This window comes from Actinosynnema sp. NPDC059335, from assembly GCF_042752395.1.
GTDB lineage: Bacteria > Actinomycetota > Actinomycetes > Mycobacteriales > Pseudonocardiaceae > Actinosynnema.
Genome location: NZ_JBHYXZ010000018.1, coordinates 53,035 through 73,039 on the forward strand (window position 1 = coordinate 53,035; position 20,005 = coordinate 73,039).

Genomic DNA, 20,005 nt, shown 5'->3' on the forward strand with positions numbered 1-20,005 from the left:
GCCGTCGAGGTCTCCCCCGGAGTTCCGCAAGCACAGGCCCGGTCGCCCGCGGCGCCTCCGGGGGCGGCCACCGGGGGCGGTCAGGGCGTGATGCGGTCGAGCGGCCTGCCCGCCGCTTCGTGGGCGGGCAGCGGCCCGTCGCGTCGGAGGGTTGGCGCGGCGGGCACGGGGGTACCTGTCCGGGGCACGCCCGGTCGAATGGGTGTTCGACGGCGGGGCTGCCGAGAGGAGTCGCTGGTGGATCCGGCTGCCGTGGCGTACGCCGGTGCCGGGGTCGCGACGCTCCTGGCGGCGTTGCTGCCGCGGGTGCTGGGCCGGGTGCCGGTCTCGATGCCCCTGGTCTTCCTGGCGGCCGGCGCGGCGGTGTTCGCGGTCTTCGACTCGCTGCCCGACCCCGATCCGACGCGGCACGGCTCGCTCGCCCTGCACCTGACCGAGCTGTGCGTGATCATCTCCCTGATGGGCGCGGGTCTGGCGCTCAACCGGCCGTTCAGCCTGCGGGGCTGGTCCACGACCTGGCGGTTGCTCGGCCTCACGATGCCGTTGTCGATGCTGGCCGTGGGGTTGCTCGGGTGGGGCGCGCTGGGCTGGGGCCTGGCGTCGTCGGTGCTGCTCGCGGCGGTGCTGGCGCCCACCGACCCCGTGCTGGCGGGCGAGGTGCAGGTGGCCGAGCCCGCGGACAGCCGGGACGAGGACGACGACGAGGCGCGGTTCGCGCTGACCTCCGAGGCGGGGCTCAACGACGGGTTGGCGTTCCCGTTCACCTACGCCGCCGTGGCGATCAGCGTCACGCCGCAGGAGTGGCTGCCGCACTGGCTCGCCGTGGACGTGGTGTGGCGGTTGGCGTGCGGCGTGCTCGTCGGACTGCTGGCCGGGTGGGGGTTGCGCAAGCTGTTCTTCGCCGCGCCGTCGGAGAAGCTGCGGTTGGCCGAGCACGCGGAGGGCTTCGTCGCGCTCGCCGCCACGTTCCTGGCCTACGGGCTGACCGAGCTGGCCGAGGGGTACGGCTTCGTCGCGGTGTTCGTCTGCGCGTGCACGATCAGGGCGGGCGAGCGCTCCCACGGCTACCACCGCGTCCTGCACCAGTACGTGGAGCAGGTCGAGCGGATGCTGACGGTGCTGATCATCTTCCTGCTCGGCGGCGCGGCGGTGACGGGCCTGCTGGCCGGGGTCGGGTGGCGCGAGGTGCTGGTGGCCGCGGCGGTCCTGCTCCTCGTGCGGCCCGTCGCGGGCCTGGTCGGCCTGGCGCGCGGCAAGACCGGCCCGCGGGAACGGGCGGTCATCTCGTTCTTCGGCGTGCGGGGCGTCGGCTCGCTGTTCTACGTGGCCTACGCGGTGCAGTCCGGGCACTTCGCCGACCAGGACGCCGTCTGGCGCGTGGTGGGCCTGGTGGTGATCGGCTCGATCATCCTCCACGGCGTCACCGCGACCCCGGCGATCACCCTCCTGGACCGCCTCCGCAACCGGGCGGCCCGCGTCCGCCACGGCGACCCCGACCAGGCCCCGAACACGCCGGTCTGACCCCGCGACCGGTCGGCCCGGCGCGGAACCGGTCGGGGGGCGTCCGAACGGTGTCGGACGCCCCCCGGTGGCTCAGGACAGCGGTGTGAGGATGGCCTTCAGGTCGCGCCGGCCGGCCAAGCCCAGCTTCCGGTAGACGCGGGACAGGTGGAACTCGACGGTGCGGACGGTCAGGTACTGCTCCTCCGCGATCTGCCGGTTGCTGCGGCCGGTGCGGGCCAGTTCGCCGATCTTGCGCTCCTGCCGGGTGAGGCCGCCGGCCCGGTCCAGCACGGTCATCCTGGTCAGCGCCTCCTCCGCCCGCCCGGACCACAGCGCGTACCCCGTCCGGTTCGCGGTGTCCCGCACCGCCTCCAGCGTCTTGCGCGCCTCGCCGTGCAGCTCGCGCGTGCCCAGCGCCTGGGCCAGGTCGTACCGGGCGTGCAGCGCGTCACCCACCGCGCAGGTGCCGTCCAGCAGGGTCACCACCTCGCGCAGGGACGCGGGCTCGCCACCCGCGACCAGCGCCGCCGCGTGCGAGGCCAGGCCCACCGCGCGCGGGCTGCGCCAACGCCGTGCCGCCGCCATCTCCTTCGACACCAGCGCCTGGGCCAGGTCGGTCCGGCCCACCGCGTTCGCGCACACCGCCGCCCGCGACCGCCACGGCGCCACCGCCGGGTTGGTCACGCCCCACGCGGTCAGGTCGCGCCCGCAGTCCAGGAAGTCCTCCAACGCCCGGTCGTACTGGCCGAGCGCGAACCGCACCGCACCGCGCGCCATGAACAGCTCCGCGCGGTCCTGCACGTCGGCCAGCGCGCCGCCGAACCCGTGCTCCAGCAACAGGTCGTGCGCCCGGTTCGGCTCGCCCACGTCGACCAGCGCGGACGCCAGCCACGCGACGGCCACGCTGCGGATCTGCCGGCAGACGTCACGCCGCAACGCCCCGGCGAGCACCTTGGCCGCCCCGCCCGGATCGCCGCCCAACCACATCAACCGCGCCACCAGCAGCACCACCACGCCCCGCGCCTCGCCGAGGCCGATCACGTCCGGGCTGCGCACCGCGCGGAGGCTGTGATCCATCGCGGTGTTCAGCTCGTCGGCGTAGGCCAGGGCGAGGATCGCGCACCAGAACGCGCCCGGGTCGCGCACGCCGGGCAGCGCCAGCAGCTCCCGCGCGGTGGCGATCGTCTCGGCCCGGTCGACGCCCCGGTTGGCCAGTTGCGCGGCCCGCGCGGCGAGCCGCTGCTCCTCCGGCACGGCCGAGACGTCCACGCGCGCGCACTGCGCGTCCTCCGGCGACGGGCCTCCCGGCACGTACACCAGGCCGCCCAGCTGCGGCCCGCTCACCCCGTCCGGGCCGGTGGCGAGCAGGTCGACCACCTCGCGCACCACCTGGTCGGCCTCACCCCACCGGCCCCGCTCCACCAGCCGGGCCCGGGTCCGCCGCACCTGGTCCAGGGACAACCCGTCGACACCGAGGTTGTCGGGCAGTCGGCGCTCCGCCGGCACACGGCGGCGAGCACCGGCGGACCGTTCGACGTCGTGCTCCACACACACCCCCAAGATCCGCGCGCCCGGGCACCACGGCCACGGGCACGGCGCTGTCGTTTCGCCTCTGCGATCCCCCCGGCGCGCGGCGGCGCCGCCGAGGGGTGCGTGGCCACGGGGGTGTGGGCGCGCCGGGACGCCCGCCGGCCGGTGGTCCCGCCACCGCGTCCGCCGCGGTCGACAGCGCTTCCCACCCCCGTGGGATTCGCGGTCCCGCGACGCTGCGGGCCGGTGCACGGACCCGGTACGCGGTCCGTTGTCGGTTCGTGCTCAGATCGGGCGGAACGTCAACAATGTGACACGCCCCGCGCTCGGTTCTCCGACCGGCGCGAAACCCGCTTCAGCCCCCAGCCGGGTCCACTCGCTCCAGCCTCTTTCCCGACCACCCAGAATGGACATCATCTCGATATCCGAGAGCTTACCGAGATCAGGTACGCCTGAACGGGTGAGAAGGTGGTTCACAATCCACAACCGCGCGTCACGATCGTCGCCGATGGCCTCCCGGACGCGGGCCAGCACGCGCACTGCCTCGGCATCCGACCAATTCTGCAACGAGCGCTTGACCAGGTACGCGTCGAACCCCGGCGGCACCTTCTCGAAGAAATCGGTCTCGATCGCCTCCGCCCGGTCCGCCACCCCCTGACGGGCGAATTCGTCCGCCGCGCCGGCGATCGCGAGCGGGTGGTCGCACACCGCGCCCGTCACCCCGGGGTGGCGGCTCAGCAGGCCGGCCAGGAAGCTGCCGCGGCCCCCGCCGACATCGGCGATGCGCCGGTGCCGGCGCGCGTCCAGGTCGTCGAACAGGTCGTACGTCTCGGGCCCGTCGTTCTGCACCATCGCCCGGTCGAACAGGTCCGAGGCGACCGGGTCGCGGCGCAGGTGCTCGTAGAACGGCTCGCCGAACAGGTGGTCGAACGCCGGTTCGCCGGTCCGCACGGTGTGCGCCACGTCCTCGTAGGGCCGCCACATCATCGGGTCGGTGAGGAACAGGAACACGTCCCGGAAGCCGCCCGGACCACCGGTGCGCAGGCCCTCGGCGGCCGGGGTGAGCGAGAACCGGCCCGCGCCGTCCTCCACCAGCACGCCCGCCGTCGCGGCGGCGGCCAGCACCCGGCGCAGCCGGGACGCGTCCACGCCCGCCAGCGCCGCCAGCTCCCCCCCCCGGCCCGGCCCGTCGGCCAGCAGGTCGGGGATGCCGAGCTGCACCACGGCGCGGAGGGCGCCGATCGACCACTTCACCGCCGCCAGGTGGAACACCAGTGCGCGCGCGTCGCCGCGAGCCGCCGCGGGCAGCACGGGCGCGTTCCCGTCGTCGGCCGCGAATTGTGCGCCGTCCATCACCGGACTCCCTCAGTTGGTTGATCGACCCCGTCCACCGCGCGCTCCCGCGAGGTCAGGACACCGCCGCCACGAACCCGCCGTCGACGCGCAGCACCGCGCCGGTCACGTAATCCGCCTGCCTGCTCGCCAGGTACGCCACGGCTGCCGCCACTTCCTCCGGCGTGCCGTACCGCCCGACGTCGTTCGCCACCCATTCCGCCGCCGCGCGCCGCTCGATCTCCGGCAGCTCGGTGCCCCAGCCCCGCTCCGGGCCGACCCGCGCCAACCACTCCCGCACGTACTCGACCATGACCGGCCCCGGTGACACGACGTTCGACGTCACGCCGGTGCCCTTCAGCTCGCGGGCCAGCGACACGGCGAGGTTGTGCCGGGCCGCGAGCGCCGCCGAGTACTGCGGCTGCAACGCGATCGGCTGGGTGGCCAGGCCGCCGCCGACCTGCACCACGCGGCCCCAGCCGCGCTCCCGCATGGCGGGCACGAACGCGTGGATCATCCGCACCGCGGACACCACGTTGACCTGGTACGCGGTCACCCACAGGTCCGGGCCCGCGTCCCGCCACGGCACGAGGTCCGTGCCGCCCGCGTTGTTGACCAGGATGTCGACCGGTCCGCCCGCCCGGACGGCGCGGACCACCTCCTCCGCGCCGGCGTCGGTCGCCAGGTCGCCGACCGCCACGTCCACCCGGCGGCCGTGGCCGCGCACCTTCTCCGACACCACCGCGAGCTTGTCCCGGTCGCGGCCGTGGACCACGACGTCCGCGCCCTCGGCGGCCAGCAGGTCGGCCACCGCCGCGCCGATGCCGGAACTCGACCCGGTCACCAGCGCCCGTTTGCCGCTCAGCCCCAACTCCACGAACACTCCTCGTGACGGTCGTGCGCCGACGGCCCCTGGACGAGTGAACCCGGTCTTCGTCCAGGGGCCGTTTCCCCAGTCAGCCCTCGATGCGGGCCAGCAACTCCTCGGTCAGCGTCGCCAGCCGGGCCGCGTCCCGCGGCGAGAACAGCCCGTTGTGCACGCTCATCTCCGAGTACAGGTTGAACGCGGTCAGCGGTGCGGCCGGCGGGTTGTCCAGCAGCCGCAGGATCGGCGGGACGACGGCCGTGGCGGGCTTGGCCAGCGCCTTCTGCTGCTCGATGTACAGCGCGGTCTGCGGGTCGAACTCACCCACGAACCCGGTCGACGTGGTGCCGGGGTGGAACAGCACGTAGCGCACCGGCCCGTCGCCGTGCCGCTCGGCGAACGTGACGCCGAGCAGGTCGTCCAGCCGCCCGGTCATGAACATGGCGTTGACGCCGTCGTAGCGGCGGGTGCTCTGCAGGTCGTCCCACGCGACCGGGGTGTCGTGCCCCGGGCCCGCGACGTTCACGATCACCGGCCGCTCGGTCTTCTCCAGCGCGGGCCGCAGGCCGTAGCTGAACAGCAGCCGGCTCAGGTAGAACAGCGCGAAGTTGTCCTCCAGGCCCTCCGCCGTCTCCCGCCGGTACGTGCGGAAGAAGCGCGCGCACAGCACCAGGCCGTCGATGGCCGGGTTGGCGTCCAGGATCCGGTCGATCACGCTGCGGTTGGTCGACACGAGGCTGAGGTCGGCCCGGACGAACTCCAGGGAGCCGGGGGCGCCGTCCGCCTCGCCGACCAGCGCCGCGCCCTTCTCGGGGTTCGTGCCGAGCGCCACGACGTGGTCCCCGCGGGAAAACAGCGCCCGCGCCACGGCCGCGCCGATGCCGTCGGTGGCGCCCGTGATCACGAATGTCCTCTTCAACCCATGCTCCCTGGTTCTCGTTCTACGGTATTTGCCGCGATGAGGGCGAACTCAACGCATCGCCTCGATGACCCGGGCGAACGACATCATCTCGGGTTCGAGGACGCTGAAGTAGGAGATGCCGAATCGCTTGCGCGCCTCGTGCAGTTGCTCCACGCACTCTTCGAGCGTGCCGATCAGCATTGACGGCAACTCGACCAACTGGTCGGTGGTGAGGTCCAGGTCATTCTGCCACACATCGGTGACCGCGTGATCACCGCCCGGCGGCAATACGCGGTGCACCGGAATGTTGAGTTCGACGTCGTGCACCCGGTCGCCGAGGTGCGCGTGCACGAATTCCACGCGATGTGTCAACTCCTCGACGGTGCCCAGTTTGAGGCCGTCGCCGTCGCGGACGCGGGTGGTGCCGGTGAGCGCGATGACGTCGGCGCGCTCGGCGGCGAGCCGCAGCACCCGGTCGCCCCGGCCGGCGACCAGGACGGGCGTCGTGGTCGTCTCCTTGAGGTGGTCGACGGTGCGCTCCAAATGGGCGACCCGTTCGGCGGCGGGCGTCCACGGGATGCCGGCGGCGTCGAACTGGCCGCGCTCGTAGCCCGCGCCGAGGCCGACCTCGACCCGGCCGCCCGAGTACCGGTCGAGGGTCCGGATGTCGCGGGCCAGCACCGCCGGCTCGTAGAACGTCGTGTTGAGCACGAGCGTCCCGAGGCGGATGCGCTCGGTGGCCTCGGCGGCGAGCACCAGGGTGGGCAGCGGCGCGGGCATCCCGAGGTGGTCGGACACCTGCAGCACGTCGTAGCCCAGCTGCTCGGCGAGCTTGGCCTTGGCCACCCACTCGGCCCGGTCGACGGGCGTGAAGACGGTGACGGCGAAGCGGAACGGTCGCTCGTGCACGGTGGTCACGCGCTCCCCCTTCAGTACGGGCGCGCGGCCCGCGCCGCGCGCAGTGCCGAGCCCCACCAGGCGAGCCGGTCGAGCATGACCTTCGCGGCGGCCTCGCTGCCCGCCGCGTCGCGCGGCGCGCCGTCCACGAAGAGGTCCCAGACGTTGGTGAAGCTCACGGACTCGCGGACGGTCGTGGCGTGCAGTTCGGCGAACACGTGCCGCAGGTGCTCAACCGCGCGCAGGCCCGCGCCCGCGCCGCCGTAGGACACGAACCCGACGGGCTTGGCGTTCCACTCGGCGTTGTACCAGTCGATCGCGTTCTTCAGCGCGGCGGGCGGCGCGTGGTTGTACTCGGGCGTGACGATGACGAAGGCGTCGGCGGCGGCGAGCCTGTGCCCGAGCGCGTCGCGCACCCGCGCCGTGCCGTGGTCGGGCTGCCTGCCCGGCTCGGGCAGCACCAGCGGCAGCGGGTAGTCGAGCAGGTCGAGCAGGTCCACCCGGAAGTCCGGGTGGGTCCGGGCGACCTCCGCGAACCACCGCGCGGCGGTCGGCGCGAACCGGCCGTCGCGGACGCTGCCCACGACGACGGCGAGGCTGAGCGGTTCTCCGGTCATGACGAGACCTTTCCTGTGGTGGCCGTGCGGAGTCCGGCGAGGGCGACGGCGGCGCCGACCGCCGCGGCCGAGGTGACCAGCACCATCGCCGCGCGGGGCCCGCCGGTGGTGAGCAGCAGCGCGACCAGCGGCAGCGACACCACCGAGCCGAGCTGCACGAACGTCTGGTAGACCGGCACGGCCGCGCCGCGGCGCTCGGCCGGGACGGTCGCGGTGGCCTGGAGGTGCAGCGCGACGAACGACAGCACGAACCCGGCCTCGACCAGCAGCAGCACCGGCAGGACCGCGGTCGGGTACGGCTCGGCGGCCGGTCGGGCGAGGTAGAGGGCGTTGCCGGCGAGGCAGCACAGCGCGCCCGCCGCGATCAGCCTGGCCGTGCCGAACCGGCGCACCAGCCGGGGGCCGTGCGGGGCGGCCAGGACGAGCGGCAGGCTCGCGGGCAGCAGGGCGAGCGCGAGCTGCCACGGCGGCAGGTGCGCGAGCCGCGTGGTGACCAGCAGCATCAGCCCGATGTACGTGCCGTTCAGCACGGACGCGCCGAGACCGGCGCGCAGCAGCGAGCCGTCCCGCAGGACGGCGGCGTCCAGGGGCTGCGGCGGTTCGGCCGGCGAGCGCGGGACGACCTTCAGGCCGGCGACGAACAGCGCGAGCGCCACCGGCGCGGGGAACAGGAACGTCCAGTGCCAGTCGACCGCGCTCAGCACGCCGGACAACAGCAGGCCGGAGGTGAAGCCCGCCGCGCCGAACAGCGAGTACACCGAGACCGCGCGCCGCCGTGCCGCGCCTTCGAACACCGAGAGGATGATCGCCAGCCCGGCGGGCGCGGTGAGCGCGGCGCAGAAGCCCTTGACCACGCGGGTCGCGACGAGCACGCCGAGCGAGTCGGTCAGGCCCGCGACCACGGACGCGGCCGCGAACAGCAGCATCGCGCCCAGGTAGAGCCGCCTGCGGCCGACGCGGGCGGCCAGGTGCGGTCCCGGCACGAGCAGCAGCGCGAACCCGAGCGCGAAGCCGCTCATCACCCACTGCGCGTCCAGGGCCGTGATGCCGAACCCGGCGCTGAGCGGGGTCAGCGCCGGCAGCACCGCGGCGACCTCCAGGGCGTCGAGCAGCATGTTGCCCGACAGGACGAACAGCAGCGCCCACGCCTTGCGGTCCCGGTCGACGCCGTCACGCACGGGCGGGCGCCTTGTCCAGCAGGGGCGCCAGCTCGCGGCTGACCAGCTCCAGGTGCCGGGTCACCAGGTCGTCCGGCATCGCGGCGATGCTGGCCCAGAAGATGACGTGCCGGACCGGGAGCCCTTGGGTGCGTTCGAGGATGCGCGCGGCGGCCTCCTCGGGGGTCATGATCTCCAGCGCGCCCCACGGCCCCTCCTCGCGGCGGTCGCGGAACTCGCCCGGCTCCAGCAACGGCGGCGGTGGCGCGTCCGTGCCCTCGACGGACAGCTGCCGGTAGGTGTTCATCTGGTGCGCCAGGTGCGGCGCCACGCGCGGCCAGGCCGCGTCCGGGTCGTCGGCGAGCATCACCGGCAGCAGGTCGGACACGCGGGCGGACGCCGGGTCGTGCCCGCCCTCGACCAGCCCGTCGACGTAGTGCCGGAACATCTCGGGCGAGATGTGCAGCAGCCCGATCCCCAGCCGCCCGGCGATCCGGGCGCCGCGCGGGCCGTAGAACCCGCCCCACAGGGGAACCGGGTCCTGCACGGGCAGCGGCGTGATCCCGCCTTCCCGCCACAGCCGCTGGACTTCGCGGATGACCCGTTCGGTCTCGGTGAACCGGCGCGAGTGGTCCGCGCCGACCAGCTCGTACTCGGGCACGCGGTAGCCCGCGCCCAGGCCCAGCTCCAGCCGCCCGCCGCTGACGAGGTCCACCACGGCCGCCTCTTCGGCCAGGTGCGCGGGCCGGCGCAGCGCCGGCAGGGTGACGGCGGTGCCGATGCGGGCGTTGCGGGTGCGTGCCGCCGCCGCGGCGGCGAAGGTCAACGGCTGGGGCAGGTAGCCGTCGGGGAACAGGTGGTGCTCGGTGAACCACAGGCCGTCGGCGCCGAGCCGGTCGGCCTCCTCGCACAGCTCCAGGCTGCGCGCGTAGTGATCCGCCCACGGTCGTTCCCACTGCGCCGGGTTGCGCAGGTCGAAGAGGAAGCCGACGTCCATATCCAGTCTCCTTGGTCAGTTACGCCAGGTGCGCGCGCCCGCGAAGCCCGCGACGCGCTCGGGCCTGCGCCACCGCGCCGACCGCCGGGGCGCCTCTTCCGCCGCCGCGACGGCCGTGACGCGCCGCTGGAGGACGGCGGTCAACGCCGCCAGCTCCACCGCGTCGGGTTCGCCCTTCTCGACGCGCAGCAGCGGTCCGGGCGGTGGGTCCACCTCGCCGGTCACCGCGAACCTCCGGTCCCCGACACCGCCCGCGACCCCCGACAGCTCCCCGCCGCCCGCGGTCGCGCCCCGCAGGCCGCCGTCCGTCACCGCCGCCCGCCGGTCCTCGGCGCCGCCGGCCGCCGCCGGCCGGTTCGCGGCCGTCATTGCGGCGGGTTGCCGTGCTTGCGGCGCGGCAGGTCGGCGTCCTTGGTCTCCAGCATCGCGAACGTCCGGACCAGCACCTCGCGGGTGCGGCGCGGGTCGATCACGTCGTCCACCAGGCCGCGCTCGGCCGCGTGGAACGGGTGGACCAGGTGCTCCCGGTACTCGGCGATCTTCTCCCGCCTGGTCCGCGCGGGATCGGGGGACGCGGTGATCTCCCGCCGGAACACGACGTCCGCCGCCGCCTCCGCGCCCATCACGGCGATCTCGTTGGTGGGCCAGGCGTACGCGACGTCCGCGCCGATCGACCGCGAGTCCATCACGATGTACGCGCCGCCGTAGGCCTTCCGCAGCACCACCGACACCCGCGGCACGGTGGCGTTGCAGTAGGCGTACAGCAGCTTCGCGCCCCGCCGGATGATGCCGTCGTGCTCCTGGTCCACCCCGGGCAGGAAGCCCGGCACGTCGACCAGGGTCAGCAACGGGATGTTGAACGAGTCGCAGAACTGGACGAACCGCGCGCCCTTCTCGCTCGCCCGGATGTCCAGCACCCCCGCCAGCACCGACGGCTGGCTCGCCACGATCCCGACGAGCTGCCCGTCCAGCCGGCCGAACGTGCACACCAGGTTCTGCGCCCACACCGCGTGCACCTCGAAGTGGTGCCCGTCGTCCACGATCTCCTCGATCACGTCGCGCACGTCGTAGGACCGCGTGCCGTCCACCGGCACCCGGTCGAGCAGCCCGTCGCCGGGCCGGTCCACCGGGTCGTCGCCGCGCACCACGGGCGGCAGCTCGCGGTTGTTGGCGGGCAGCATGGACAGCAGCAGCCGCACGTCGGCCAGGCAGCTCTCCTCGTCGTCGTAGACGAAGTGCGCCACCCCGGACGCGCCGCCGTGCACCTCCGCGCCGCCGAGCCCTTCCAGCGAGATCTCCTCGCCGGTCACCGCGCGGACCACGTCCGGCCCGGTGATGAACATCTGCGAGATGTCGCGCACCATGAACACGAAGTCGGTCAACGCGGGCGAGTACGCGGCGCCGCCGGCGCACGGCCCCAGCATCACGCTGATCTGCGGGATCACCCCGGACGCGCGCACGTTGCGCTGGAAGATCCCGCCGTAGCCCGCGAGCGCCGACACGCCTTCCTGGATGCGCGCGCCCGCGCCGTCGTTGAGCGACACCAGCGGCGCGCCCGCCGCGATGGCCAGGTCCATCACCTTGTGGATCTTCTGGGCGTGCGCCTCGCCGAGCGCCCCGCCGAACGCGCGGAAGTCGTGCGCGTACACGAACACCCGGCGTCCCTCCACCGTGCCCCACCCGGCCACCACGCCGTCACCGTGCGGGCGCTTGGCCTCCAGGCCGAACCCGGTGGCGCGGTGCCTCCGCAACGGCTCCAGCTCGCTGAAGCTGCCCTTGTCCAGCAGCAGCTCGATCCGCTCGTACGCGGTCAGCTTGCCCTTCGCGTGCTGCCGCTCGGTGGCGCGCGGGTCGGGGCCGACCCTGGTCAGCTCCTTCACCGCGGCCAGTTCGCCGATCCGGTCGACGTGCGTGCCCGGTTCCCGGACTGTCGTCATGCTTCCCCCCGTCTCAGCCCAGCAGGGTCCCGCCGCTGGCGTCGATGAACGCGCCGGTGATCCAGCGCGCGTCCTCGGTGGCCAGGAACGCCACCACGTTCGCCACGTCCTGCGCCTTCGCGACCTGCTTGAACGCCGACAGCTGGGACATCGCCTCGACGACCTCCGGCAGGTCGAACACCGGGCTGCCGTTGTCGGTGATGCCCGGCGCGACGGTGTTCACCGTGATGCCGCGCGGCGCGAGGTGGCGCGCCATGTGCAGCGTCAGCTGCTCGATCGCGCCCTTGCTCATCGAGTACGCCAACTGCTCGGGGTTGGCGACCCGCGTGACGCCGGACGAGATGTTGACGATCCGGCCGTGGTCGGCCAGCAGCGGCGAGGCGCGCTGCACGATGAAGAACGGCGCCTTGGCGTTGACCGCCATCAGCCGGTCGAAGTCCTCCGGCGTCACGTCCTCCGGCGCGAGGCCGGCCGCGGTCTGCGCCGCCGCGTTGTTCACCAGGATGTCCAGCACCGTGTCGCCGGTGCGCTCGCGCAGGCCCTGCTCCAAGCCGAGGAACAGCTCGTGCACGTCGCCGGGCACGCCCAGTTCGGCGCGCACGGCGAACGCCCGGCCGCCGTCCTTCTCGATCAGCGCGACGGTCTCGGCCGCCGCCTCGTCGTTGGTGGCGTAGTGGACGGCGACCAGCGCGCCCTCCTCGGCCAGCCGCTGCGCGGTGGCCCGTCCGATGCCCCGGCTGGCGCCGGTGACCAGCGCGGTCTTGCCGTCGAGCTTGCCCATCGTGGTCCTCTCCTGGGGTCTGTCCCGTGGCGCGGGCGGCGTGCCGAGGCCGCTGACCATCCCGGCGAGGTGGGCCTGCACGACGTCGGACCGCATCAGCTCGCCGAAGACCTCGCGCAGCGGCTCCACCTCGGGTCCGCCGAGCAGCAGCAGTGCCTGCGCCTGGATGTTGGTCAAAGTCCGCTCGCCCGCGGCGCGCCGCACGGCGTCGTACCGCTCCAGCGGGCCGTCGCCGCCGCCCGCGAGCCGGGCGAGCAGCCGCTGCCCGAGTTCGGCGGCGTCCTGCAGCCCGAGGTTGAGCGCCTGGCCGCCGACCGGCATCTGCCGGTGCGCGGCGTCGCCCGCGAGCAGCACCCGGCCGCGGCGGTAGGTCGCGGCCTGGCGGCGGGTGTTGCCGAACGCGTTGAGCCACGTCGGCCGGCCGCCGCCGATGTCCTCGCCGGTGACCTCCGCCCACGCCTCGACGACCTCGGCGAACGTCGGCGGGCCCGAGCGCGGCGACGGCGTCGTGCCGAACACGTGCACCATCACGCGGGTGCTGCCGTCGGGCCAGCGGTGGGCCGTGGCCAGGCCGTTCGGGTGCCGCTCGAACCGCCGGTCGGGGATGTCGAGCCCTTCGACGTCGGCCCGCAGCATCTCCAGCGTGGCGTCCTGGCCGGGGAAGTCGAACCCGGCGAGCACCCGCACGGTGCTCTCCTCGCCGTCGCAGCCGACCAGGTAGCCGGCGGTGATCCGGTCCGCGCCGGCCACCGCGACGACGTGGTCCCCGTGCTGCCGCAGGTCGGTCAGCTCCCGGCCGCGCAGCACCCGCGCGCCCAACCGGGTCGCCCGGTCGCCGAGCACCTTCTCCAGCACGGCCTGCGGGCACTTCCACTGCCCCGCGAACCGGTGGCCGGGGTCGGCCGCGGCGAGGTCGAGCCGGATGCCGCCGAAGTGGCCGGGGCCGCCCGGCGGCAGGTCGCCGAGCGCCTCCAGCACGCCGCGCTCGGCCAGCACGTCCATGGTGCGGGCGTGCAGGGTCGAGGCGCGCGACTCGGTGGTGGGCTCGGTCAGGCGCTCCAGCACGGTGACCCGCGCGCCACCCGCGCACAGGTCGCCCGCGAGCAGCAGCCCGACCGGGCCCGCCCCGACCACGACGACGTCGGTGTCCATCGCGTCAGCGCCGCGCTTCCGCGTAGGTCTTGGCGTGGCCCAGGGTCGCCCGGCTGTTGTTGCCCAGCGCGTCGCGGACGAACGCCCGCGCCTCGGCCACGCCCGCGTCCGGGCCGAGCACCTTGGCGATGTTGTCCGGGTTGATGACCACCGTGTGCTGGGACGACGCCGTGGTGACCCCGTCGCCGTCCTCCTCGAACGTCCAGTACCCGGTGTGCAGGGTCATCAGCGCGGGCAGGGTCGTCTGCTTGTAGGCGATCTTGTGGTGCGGGAAGCAGACCCTGACCGACTCGGTGGTGTGCGACGAGCCGTCCTTGGTGAGGGTCTCCATCCGCAGCACCTGGAGGCCGGGCGTGTCCTCGGTCAGCACCACCGACGCCACGTGCGGCAGGCGCTCGGTCCACCGGCCCGCGTCGTAGACGAAGTCGTAGGCGTCCTTGGCCGCGCCGTCGATCGTGACGGAGTCCACGAAGGACAGGGTCAGCTCCGCGGTGCGGGTGGCCAGCTCGACGTTGGCCTTCAGCGACGGCAGCTCGGCGTTGCTGTTGCGGTCCACGGCCTCGTCGATCCACGCCAGGCCCTCGGGGTCGTCGTCGATCGCGCGGTAGGTGTGCAGCAGGCGCAGCCGGGTCCGGTCGCCCTGCGGCTCGACCACCCAGGTGCCGCTCATCTCCGCGACCGGCGGCGACGACACCTCCTGGGCGAACGTGATGCGCAGGTTGTCCGGGTCCAGCTCGCGGCGCGAGGTCCAGTTCTTGGGCTCGCCGTTGGCCGTGGCCCAGATCCGGATGCGCTCGCTGTTGCCGTCGCGCTCCAGGTGGTCGACGTACACCGAGGGCGGGAACAGCCTGGGCCAGTTCTCCACCTCGGCGAGCATGCGGTAGACGTCCTCGGCCGGCGCGTGCACGGTGATCTCGTGCTCGACCTCGCGGACGGGAAATCCGGTCATGGGTGTCCTCCCCGGTCGGTGCTGCTCAGAAGTTGCCCAGCCCGCCGCAGACGTTGAGCGCCTGCGAGGTGATCGACGCGGCGGTGTCCGAGGCCAGGTAGCCGACCAGGCCCGCCACCTCCTCCGGCGTGGAGTACCGGCCGAGGGGGATCTTGGCGGTGAACTTCTCCATGATCGCCTCCTCGGAGGTCTGGTACGCCGCCGCGTAGCCCTGCCGGACCCGTTGCGCCATCGGCGTTTCCACGTACCCGGGGCAGACGGCGTTGACCGTGATGCCGGTCGGCGCCAGCTCGTTGCCCAGGGCCTTGGTGAACCCGACGACGCCGTGCTTGGACGCCGAGTACGGCGCGCCGAGCACCACGCCCTGCTTGCCCGCGGTGGAGGCGATGTTGATGATCCGGCCGCGGTCCTTGGCCCGCATGCCGCCCGCGTTGAGCACCTCGCGGGTCACCCGGAAGACGCTGTTGAGGTTGGTCTCGATGACGTCCTCCCACAGCTCGTCGGCGATGTCGGCGGTCACGCCGCCGCCGCTGCGGCCCGCGTTGTTCACCAGCACGTCGATCGGGCCGTAGCGGTCCACGGCGGCCCGCACGACGCGGGCGATGTCGTCCTTGTCGCGCACGTCGGCGGTCGTGCCGTCGACGTCCAGGCCGTCGTCCTGGAGATCCTTGATGGTGCGCAGCAGCGCTTCCTCGCCGCGGGCGCACAGGAAGACCCGGTGCCCCTGCTCGGCGAGCAACCGCGCGGTGGCCAGGCCGATACCGCTCGTCGCGCCGGTGACCAGCGCGACCTTTCCGCTGTCGGTCATGGTCGTTCCTTCCGGGTCAGACCGCTCGGGCGGCGAGGTGGGAGTTGACGAGGTCGATCAGGGCGGCGGGCGTGCGGGCGTCGGCCAGCGCGTCCTCGTCCAGGGAGATGCCGTACTCGCGTTCGATGCGGCTGCCGGTCTCCAGCAGCGCCAGCGACTCGTAGCCCAGCTCCTCGAAGTCGCGCTCGGCGATGTCGCCGTCGAGGTCGACGGTCTCGTCGGCGCCGGCGCCCTCGCGGAGGATGCGTTTCAGGTCGTCGATGCTGAACGTCACGGACATGGTGGATCCTCTCGGCAGGTCTCAGGACGGGTCCGGTGCGCGCAGCACCATCGCGGAGTTGAACCCGCCGTGGCCGCGCGCGACCACCAGCGCGGCCCGCAGGTCCGCGCGGCGCGGCGCGCCCGTCACCAGGTCCAGCTCGTAGCGCTCGGCCGGGCGGGTGTGCACCGTCGGCGGGATCACGCCCTCGCGCAGCGACAGCAGGGCGGCGGCCAGGTCCAGCGGCGCGGCGCCGGAGTACAGCCGCCCGGTCCCGGTCTTCGGCGCCGTCACCGGCACCCCGCGCGGGCCGAAGACCTTGGTGATCGCCTCCGCCTCGGCCCGGTCCAGCTCCGGCACGGCGGCGGCGTCGGCGAACACCACGCCGATCTCGTCGGCCACCGCGCCCGCGTCGGTCAGCGCGCGTTGGATCGCCTTCTGCAACGTCGGCGCGCGGTCGGTGCCCGGCGCCGGGTCCATCGTGGACGCGTGGCCCGCGATCTCGCCGTAGACGCGCGCGCCCCGGGCACGGGCGTGGGCGCCGTCCTCCAGCACCAGCAGCGCGCCGCCCTCGCCCGGCACGTGGCCGGCGGCGTCCTCGTCGAACGGCAGGTAGGCGCGCCGCGGGTCGTCGCGCTCGCTGAGCCGGCCGCTGGTGAGCTGGGCGACCCAGCCCCACGGGCAGATCGACGCGTCCACCGCGCCCGCCAGCACCACCGACGTGCCGTTGCGGATCTGCCGCCGGGCCTGCGCCACCGCGTCCAGGCCGCCCGCCTGGTCGCTCACCACCACGCTGCTCGGGCCGCGCAGCCCGTTGCGGATGGAGATCTGGCCGCTGTTGACCGCGTAGAACCAGGCGAACGACTGGTAGGCGCTGACGTACTGGCCGCCCTTGCTCCACAGCGCCCGCAGCTCGTTCTGGCCGAACTCGAAGCCGCCGGAGTGGCTGGCGGTGATCACGCCGATGTCGTAGTCGGGCAGGTCGGACGGCGTCAGCTCGGCGTCGGCGAACGCCCAGTCGGCGGCCACCAGCGCGAGCCTGGTCATCCGGTCGGTCTGCGGCAGCAGCCTGCCCGGCAGGTGGTCCTCGGCGACGAAGTCGCGGATCTCGCCGGCGAGCCGGGCCGGGTAGCCCGACGCGTCGAACCGGGAGATCCGGTCCAGCGCGCCCACGCCCGCCAGGGTGTTGGCCCAGTAGGCGTCCACGCCGAGCCCGGTCGGCGCGGCCACGCCCAGGCCGGTCACCACGACGCTCACCGCCGCACCAACCCCGGGTCGGCCAGCACCACGGCGCTCTGGAAGCCGCCGAACCCGCTGCCGACCGACAGCACCGCGTCGGTCCGCCAGTCCCGGGCCACCAGCGGCACGTAGTCCAGGTCGCACTCCGGGTCCGGGTGGTGCAGGTTCGCCGTCGGCGGGACCACGTCGTGCCGCATGGCCAGCACGGACGCGGCGACCTCGATCGACCCGATCGCGCCCAGCGAGTGCCCGACCATGGACTTGATCGAGCTGACCGGCACGCGGTAGGCGTGCTCGCCGAGGCTGCGCTTGAACGCCGCCGTCTCGTGCCGGTCGTTCTGCCGGGTGCCGGAGCCGTGGGCGTTGACGTAGTCGATGTCCTCCGGGTTGAGCCGCGCCTGCGCCAGCGCGACCCGGATCGCCTCGGCCATCTCCCGGCCGTCGGGCTTGAGGCCGGTCATGTGGAACGCGTTGGAGCGGGTCGCGTACCCGGCGACCTCCGCGTACACCGCCGCGCCGCGGGCGCGGGCGCTCTCCAGCTCCTCCAGCACGAACACCGCCGCGCCCTCGCCGAGCACGAACCCGTTGCGGCTCGCGTCGAACGGCCGCGACGCGTGCTCGGGGTCGTCGTTGCGCGGCGTGGTGGCCTTGATGGCGTCGAAGCAGGCGACGGTGATCGGCGAGATGGGCGCGTCGGTGGCGCCCGCGACCATCACGTCCGCCGAGCCCTCGCGGATCACGTCGGTGGCGTAGCCGATCGCGTCCAGGCCCGAGGTGCAGCCGGTGGAGACGACCGTGCTCGGCCCCTCCGCGCCGACCGCCCAGGCGACCTCCGTCGCGAACGAGCTGGGCGCGAGGTAGTTGTACAGGTGCGGCACGGCGTACCGGTGGTCGACCAGCTCCAGCCGGCCGCCGTCGCTGACCGTCCGGTACTCCTGGTCCAGGCCCATCGTGGCGCCGACCGCGCTGCCGATGGTCACGCCCACGCGGTCGGGGTCGACCGACGAGAACTCCAGCCCGCTGTCCTCGACCGCCTGGCGCGCCGTGACGACGGCGAACTGGGCGGCGCGGTCCATCCGCCGGATCTCCTGGGGGCTCAGGCCGTGCAGCTCGGCGTCGAAGTCGACCTCGGCCGCCACCTGCGAGCGGAACGGCGACGGGTCGAAGAACGAGATCCGGCGGGTGGCGGTGCGGCCCGCGGTGAGCAGGTCCCAGAAGCTCTTCACGCCCGGGGTGCCGGGGGCGGTCACGCCGACCCCCGTGATCACCACTCGACGGTTGGTCACGGTGCGCTCCAGTGGTAGAACCGGCTCGCCATCGCGTCCGCGGGCGAGCGCCACGTCTTCGGGTCGTATGCCTCGATGAACGGCTTGAGGTCGTCGCTGATCCGGACGAAGCGCGGGTCGCCCTTGGCTTCCTCGATGCGCTCGCCGCCGTTGTCGTCGTCGAAGTCCTGCAGGTGGAAGTACAGGCCGCGGTAGTGGAAGAGCTGCCGCCGCCGCGTGCCCATGCGGGCGGGCATGTCGCTCTGGTCGAACTCCCGGAACAGCGCGGCCACGTCGCCCGCGGATCCGGGGTCCATCCGTGCCACGATCAAACTGCTGTGCATCGCTCCTCCGGTGCGTCAGCCGGTCGGCCCGAACCAGCGGTCCAGGGCCATCGGCAGGTCGTGGTGACTGCCCGGCGCGGCCCAGGCCACGTGGCCGTCGGGCCGGACGAGGACCGCCGTGGTCCCGCCGGGGAGGTCGTCGGCCGCGCTCGCGGTGACGACGTCGATCCGGTCGGCCCAGGGGGCCGCCCGTCGGCGCAGGACGGCGTTGTCCGCCAGGTCGAGCAGGACGCCGCGGCCCCGGCGCAGCAGCTCGGTGCTGCTGGTCCGGCGGTTGCCGCGGGTCAGGTCCAGGTGGGGCAGCCGCAGGCCGAGCAGCGGGTTCGCACCGCCGCCGACGTCGTAGCGGATGTCCAGGCCGCTCACCCGGGCGGCGAGGTGGCGTTCCACCTCGGGGTAGCGGAGCAGTTCGGTGAGCACGTCGCGCAGCGGCGACACCTCCGCGCCGCCGAGGATCAGCATGCTCTGCGCGCGGGTGTTGACCAGCAGTTGGCGGCCGACCTCGTGCCGTTCGGCGTGGTAGGTGTCCACGAGGGACAGCGGGGCGGTGCCCTTGACCACGGCGGCGAGCTTCCAGCCCAGGTTCAGCGCGTCCTGGATGCCGGTGTTCATGCCCTGGCCGCCCGCGGGCAGGTGCACGTGGGCGGCGTCGCCCGCGAGCAGCACCCGGCCGCGCCGGTACTCGACGACCTGGCGGGCGGCGTCGCCGAACGCGCTCACCCACACCGGCTCGGCGTGCGAGATGTCGGTGTCGGTCAGCCGCTTCCAGACCTCGGCGACCTCGGCGAACGCCGGCGGACCGGAGCGGCGGCGCGGCGGTGTGCCCCGCTCGCCCACGATGACCCTGGTGGTGCCGTCGGGCAGGCGCGCGGTCATCACCATCCCGCCGGGCACCTGCTCGCCGATCATCCGCGGCTCGATCTCGATGCCGCGCACGTCGGCCATGAGCAGCTCGGTCGTCGCGTCCGTGCCGGGGAAGTCGAACCCGGCCAGCTTGCGGACCGTGCTGCGGCCCCCGTCGCAGCCGACGAGGTAGCGGGCGCGCACCGTCTCGGAGGTGCCGCGGACGTGCACGGTGACGCCGTCCGCGTCCTCCTCGAACCCGACGAACTCGGTGCCGCGCCGGACGTCCGCGCCCAGCTGGCGCACCCAGCCCTCCAGCACGGCCTCGGTGCGCGACTGCGGCACCGTCTTCGCCGACTCCCGCGCCGCGCCGAGCACGCCGAGGTCCAGCGGGATGCCGCCGAAGTGCCCGAACGTGCCGGTCTGGATGCCGCCGAACCGCGGCAGCAGGCCGCGCTGGTCGAACACCTCCATGGTGCGGATGGTGAACCCGATGCCCCGCGACTCGCCGGTGCGCTCGGGCAGCCGTTCGAGGACGATCACGTCGACGCCCGCCAGCCGCAGCTCGCCGGCCAGCATGAGACCCGCCGGCCCCGCGCCCACGACAACGACCGATGCGTACACAGGCC

General features: G+C 73.9%; 19 protein-coding genes. 1 reads left to right on the forward strand and 18 read right to left on the reverse strand.

Annotated features, from left to right (window positions below; translation table 11 throughout):
- Positions 1-237: 237 nt before the first annotated feature.
- On the forward strand, positions 238-1,521 hold the full coding sequence (locus tag ACFXGA_RS08630; RefSeq protein WP_378085636.1) for a cation:proton antiporter: 1,284 nt from the start codon (positions 238-240) through the stop codon (positions 1,519-1,521).
- A gap of 72 nt (positions 1,522-1,593) precedes the next feature.
- On the opposite strand, the gene ACFXGA_RS08635 is transcribed toward ACFXGA_RS08630, so the two are convergent.
- The 18 genes from ACFXGA_RS08635 to ACFXGA_RS08720 all read right to left on the reverse strand — a co-directional run bounded on the left by ACFXGA_RS08635 (position 1,594) and on the right by ACFXGA_RS08720 (position 20,000).
- On the reverse strand, positions 1,594-3,051 hold the full coding sequence (locus ACFXGA_RS08635; RefSeq protein ID WP_378085638.1) for a LuxR C-terminal-related transcriptional regulator: 1,458 nt from the start codon (positions 3,049-3,051) through the stop codon (positions 1,594-1,596).
- A gap of 267 nt (positions 3,052-3,318) precedes the next feature.
- The gene (locus ACFXGA_RS08640) at positions 3,319-4,386 is read right to left on the reverse strand and encodes a methyltransferase (RefSeq protein WP_378085640.1); all 1,068 of its coding nucleotides are present in this window, start codon (positions 4,384-4,386) and stop codon (positions 3,319-3,321) included.
- A gap of 55 nt (positions 4,387-4,441) precedes the next feature.
- A complete protein-coding gene (locus ACFXGA_RS08645; protein ID WP_378085642.1) occupies positions 4,442-5,242 on the reverse strand; it encodes an SDR family NAD(P)-dependent oxidoreductase in 801 nt (266 codons plus the stop codon).
- Between the two features lie 79 nt (positions 5,243-5,321).
- Positions 5,322-6,149, reverse strand: coding sequence for an SDR family NAD(P)-dependent oxidoreductase (locus ACFXGA_RS08650; protein WP_378085644.1), 828 nt, complete (start codon positions 6,147-6,149; stop codon positions 5,322-5,324).
- A 51-nt stretch (positions 6,150-6,200) separates the two neighbouring features.
- Positions 6,201-7,049 carry a TIGR03621 family F420-dependent LLM class oxidoreductase gene (locus tag ACFXGA_RS08655; RefSeq protein WP_378085646.1) on the reverse strand — a complete coding sequence of 283 codons (849 nt, stop codon included), beginning with the start codon at positions 7,047-7,049 and terminating at the stop codon, positions 6,201-6,203.
- Between the two features lie 11 nt (positions 7,050-7,060).
- Positions 7,061-7,645 (reverse strand): NADPH-dependent FMN reductase, encoded by a 585-nt coding sequence (locus ACFXGA_RS08660; protein WP_378085648.1) that lies wholly within the window; start codon positions 7,643-7,645, stop codon positions 7,061-7,063.
- Positions 7,642-8,823 (reverse strand): MFS transporter, encoded by a 1,182-nt coding sequence (locus tag ACFXGA_RS08665; protein ID WP_378085650.1) that lies wholly within the window; start codon positions 8,821-8,823, stop codon positions 7,642-7,644. Before ACFXGA_RS08665 ends, ACFXGA_RS08660 begins: the two co-directional genes overlap by 4 nt.
- Positions 8,816-9,799 carry an LLM class flavin-dependent oxidoreductase gene (locus tag ACFXGA_RS08670; protein ID WP_378085652.1) on the reverse strand — a complete coding sequence of 328 codons (984 nt, stop codon included), beginning with the start codon at positions 9,797-9,799 and terminating at the stop codon, positions 8,816-8,818. Before ACFXGA_RS08670 ends, ACFXGA_RS08665 begins: the two co-directional genes overlap by 8 nt.
- A 15-nt stretch (positions 9,800-9,814) precedes the next feature.
- Positions 9,815-10,168 (reverse strand): acyl-CoA carboxylase subunit epsilon, encoded by a 354-nt coding sequence (locus ACFXGA_RS08675; RefSeq protein ID WP_378085654.1) that lies wholly within the window; start codon positions 10,166-10,168, stop codon positions 9,815-9,817.
- A complete protein-coding gene (locus tag ACFXGA_RS08680) occupies positions 10,165-11,736 on the reverse strand; it encodes an acyl-CoA carboxylase subunit beta (protein ID WP_378085656.1) in 1,572 nt (523 codons plus the stop codon). Before ACFXGA_RS08680 ends, ACFXGA_RS08675 begins: the two co-directional genes overlap by 4 nt.
- 13 nt (positions 11,737-11,749) lie before the next feature.
- A complete protein-coding gene (locus ACFXGA_RS08685; RefSeq protein WP_378085658.1) occupies positions 11,750-13,669 on the reverse strand; it encodes an SDR family oxidoreductase in 1,920 nt (639 codons plus the stop codon).
- 4 nt (positions 13,670-13,673) lie between these two features.
- Positions 13,674-14,618, reverse strand: a complete 945-nt coding sequence (locus ACFXGA_RS08690; protein WP_378085660.1) for an aromatase/cyclase — start codon at positions 14,616-14,618, stop codon at positions 13,674-13,676.
- A gap of 25 nt (positions 14,619-14,643) precedes the next feature.
- Positions 14,644-15,426 (reverse strand): 3-oxoacyl-ACP reductase FabG, encoded by a 783-nt coding sequence (fabG, locus tag ACFXGA_RS08695; protein WP_378085662.1) that lies wholly within the window; start codon positions 15,424-15,426, stop codon positions 14,644-14,646.
- Positions 15,427-15,442: 16 nt separating this feature from the next.
- Positions 15,443-15,706, reverse strand: a complete 264-nt coding sequence (locus ACFXGA_RS08700; protein WP_378085664.1) for an acyl carrier protein — start codon at positions 15,704-15,706, stop codon at positions 15,443-15,445.
- A 21-nt stretch (positions 15,707-15,727) separates the two neighbouring features.
- Complete coding sequence (locus ACFXGA_RS08705) at positions 15,728-16,942, reverse strand: ketosynthase chain-length factor (protein ID WP_378085666.1); 1,215 nt, start codon at positions 16,940-16,942, stop codon at positions 15,728-15,730.
- A complete protein-coding gene (locus tag ACFXGA_RS08710) occupies positions 16,939-18,210 on the reverse strand; it encodes a beta-ketoacyl-[acyl-carrier-protein] synthase family protein (protein WP_378085668.1) in 1,272 nt (423 codons plus the stop codon). Before ACFXGA_RS08710 ends, ACFXGA_RS08705 begins: the two co-directional genes overlap by 4 nt.
- Positions 18,207-18,533 carry a TcmI family type II polyketide cyclase gene (locus ACFXGA_RS08715; RefSeq protein ID WP_378085670.1) on the reverse strand — a complete coding sequence of 109 codons (327 nt, stop codon included), beginning with the start codon at positions 18,531-18,533 and terminating at the stop codon, positions 18,207-18,209. The genes ACFXGA_RS08710 and ACFXGA_RS08715 overlap by 4 nt, the downstream gene beginning before the upstream one ends.
- A 15-nt stretch (positions 18,534-18,548) precedes the next feature.
- A complete protein-coding gene (locus tag ACFXGA_RS08720) occupies positions 18,549-20,000 on the reverse strand; it encodes an FAD-dependent monooxygenase (protein ID WP_378085672.1) in 1,452 nt (483 codons plus the stop codon).
- Positions 20,001-20,005 lie beyond the last annotated feature (5 nt).

What these genes read in the sequence shown, in the direction of transcription:
- fabG (WP_378085662.1), bottom strand. Translation starts at nt 15,426, where the DNA reads ATGACCGACAGCGGAAAGGTCGCGCTGGTCACCGGCGCGACGAGCGGT.
- ACFXGA_RS08690 (WP_378085660.1), bottom strand. Translation starts at nt 14,618, where the DNA reads ATGACCGGATTTCCCGTCCGCGAGGTCGAGCACGAGATCACCGTGCAC.
- ACFXGA_RS08680 (WP_378085656.1), bottom strand. Translation starts at nt 11,736, where the DNA reads ATGACGACAGTCCGGGAACCGGGCACGCACGTCGACCGGATCGGCGAA.
- ACFXGA_RS08670 (WP_378085652.1), bottom strand. Translation starts at nt 9,799, where the DNA reads ATGGACGTCGGCTTCCTCTTCGACCTGCGCAACCCGGCGCAGTGGGAA.
- ACFXGA_RS08685 (WP_378085658.1), bottom strand. Translation starts at nt 13,669, where the DNA reads ATGGACACCGACGTCGTCGTGGTCGGGGCGGGCCCGGTCGGGCTGCTG.
- ACFXGA_RS08675 (WP_378085654.1), bottom strand. Translation starts at nt 10,168, where the DNA reads ATGACGGCCGCGAACCGGCCGGCGGCGGCCGGCGGCGCCGAGGACCGG.
- ACFXGA_RS08660 (WP_378085648.1), bottom strand. Translation starts at nt 7,645, where the DNA reads ATGACCGGAGAACCGCTCAGCCTCGCCGTCGTCGTGGGCAGCGTCCGC.
- ACFXGA_RS08715 (WP_378085670.1), bottom strand. Translation starts at nt 18,533, where the DNA reads ATGCACAGCAGTTTGATCGTGGCACGGATGGACCCCGGATCCGCGGGC.
- ACFXGA_RS08640 (WP_378085640.1), bottom strand. Translation starts at nt 4,386, where the DNA reads ATGGACGGCGCACAATTCGCGGCCGACGACGGGAACGCGCCCGTGCTG.
- ACFXGA_RS08700 (WP_378085664.1), bottom strand. Translation starts at nt 15,706, where the DNA reads ATGTCCGTGACGTTCAGCATCGACGACCTGAAACGCATCCTCCGCGAG.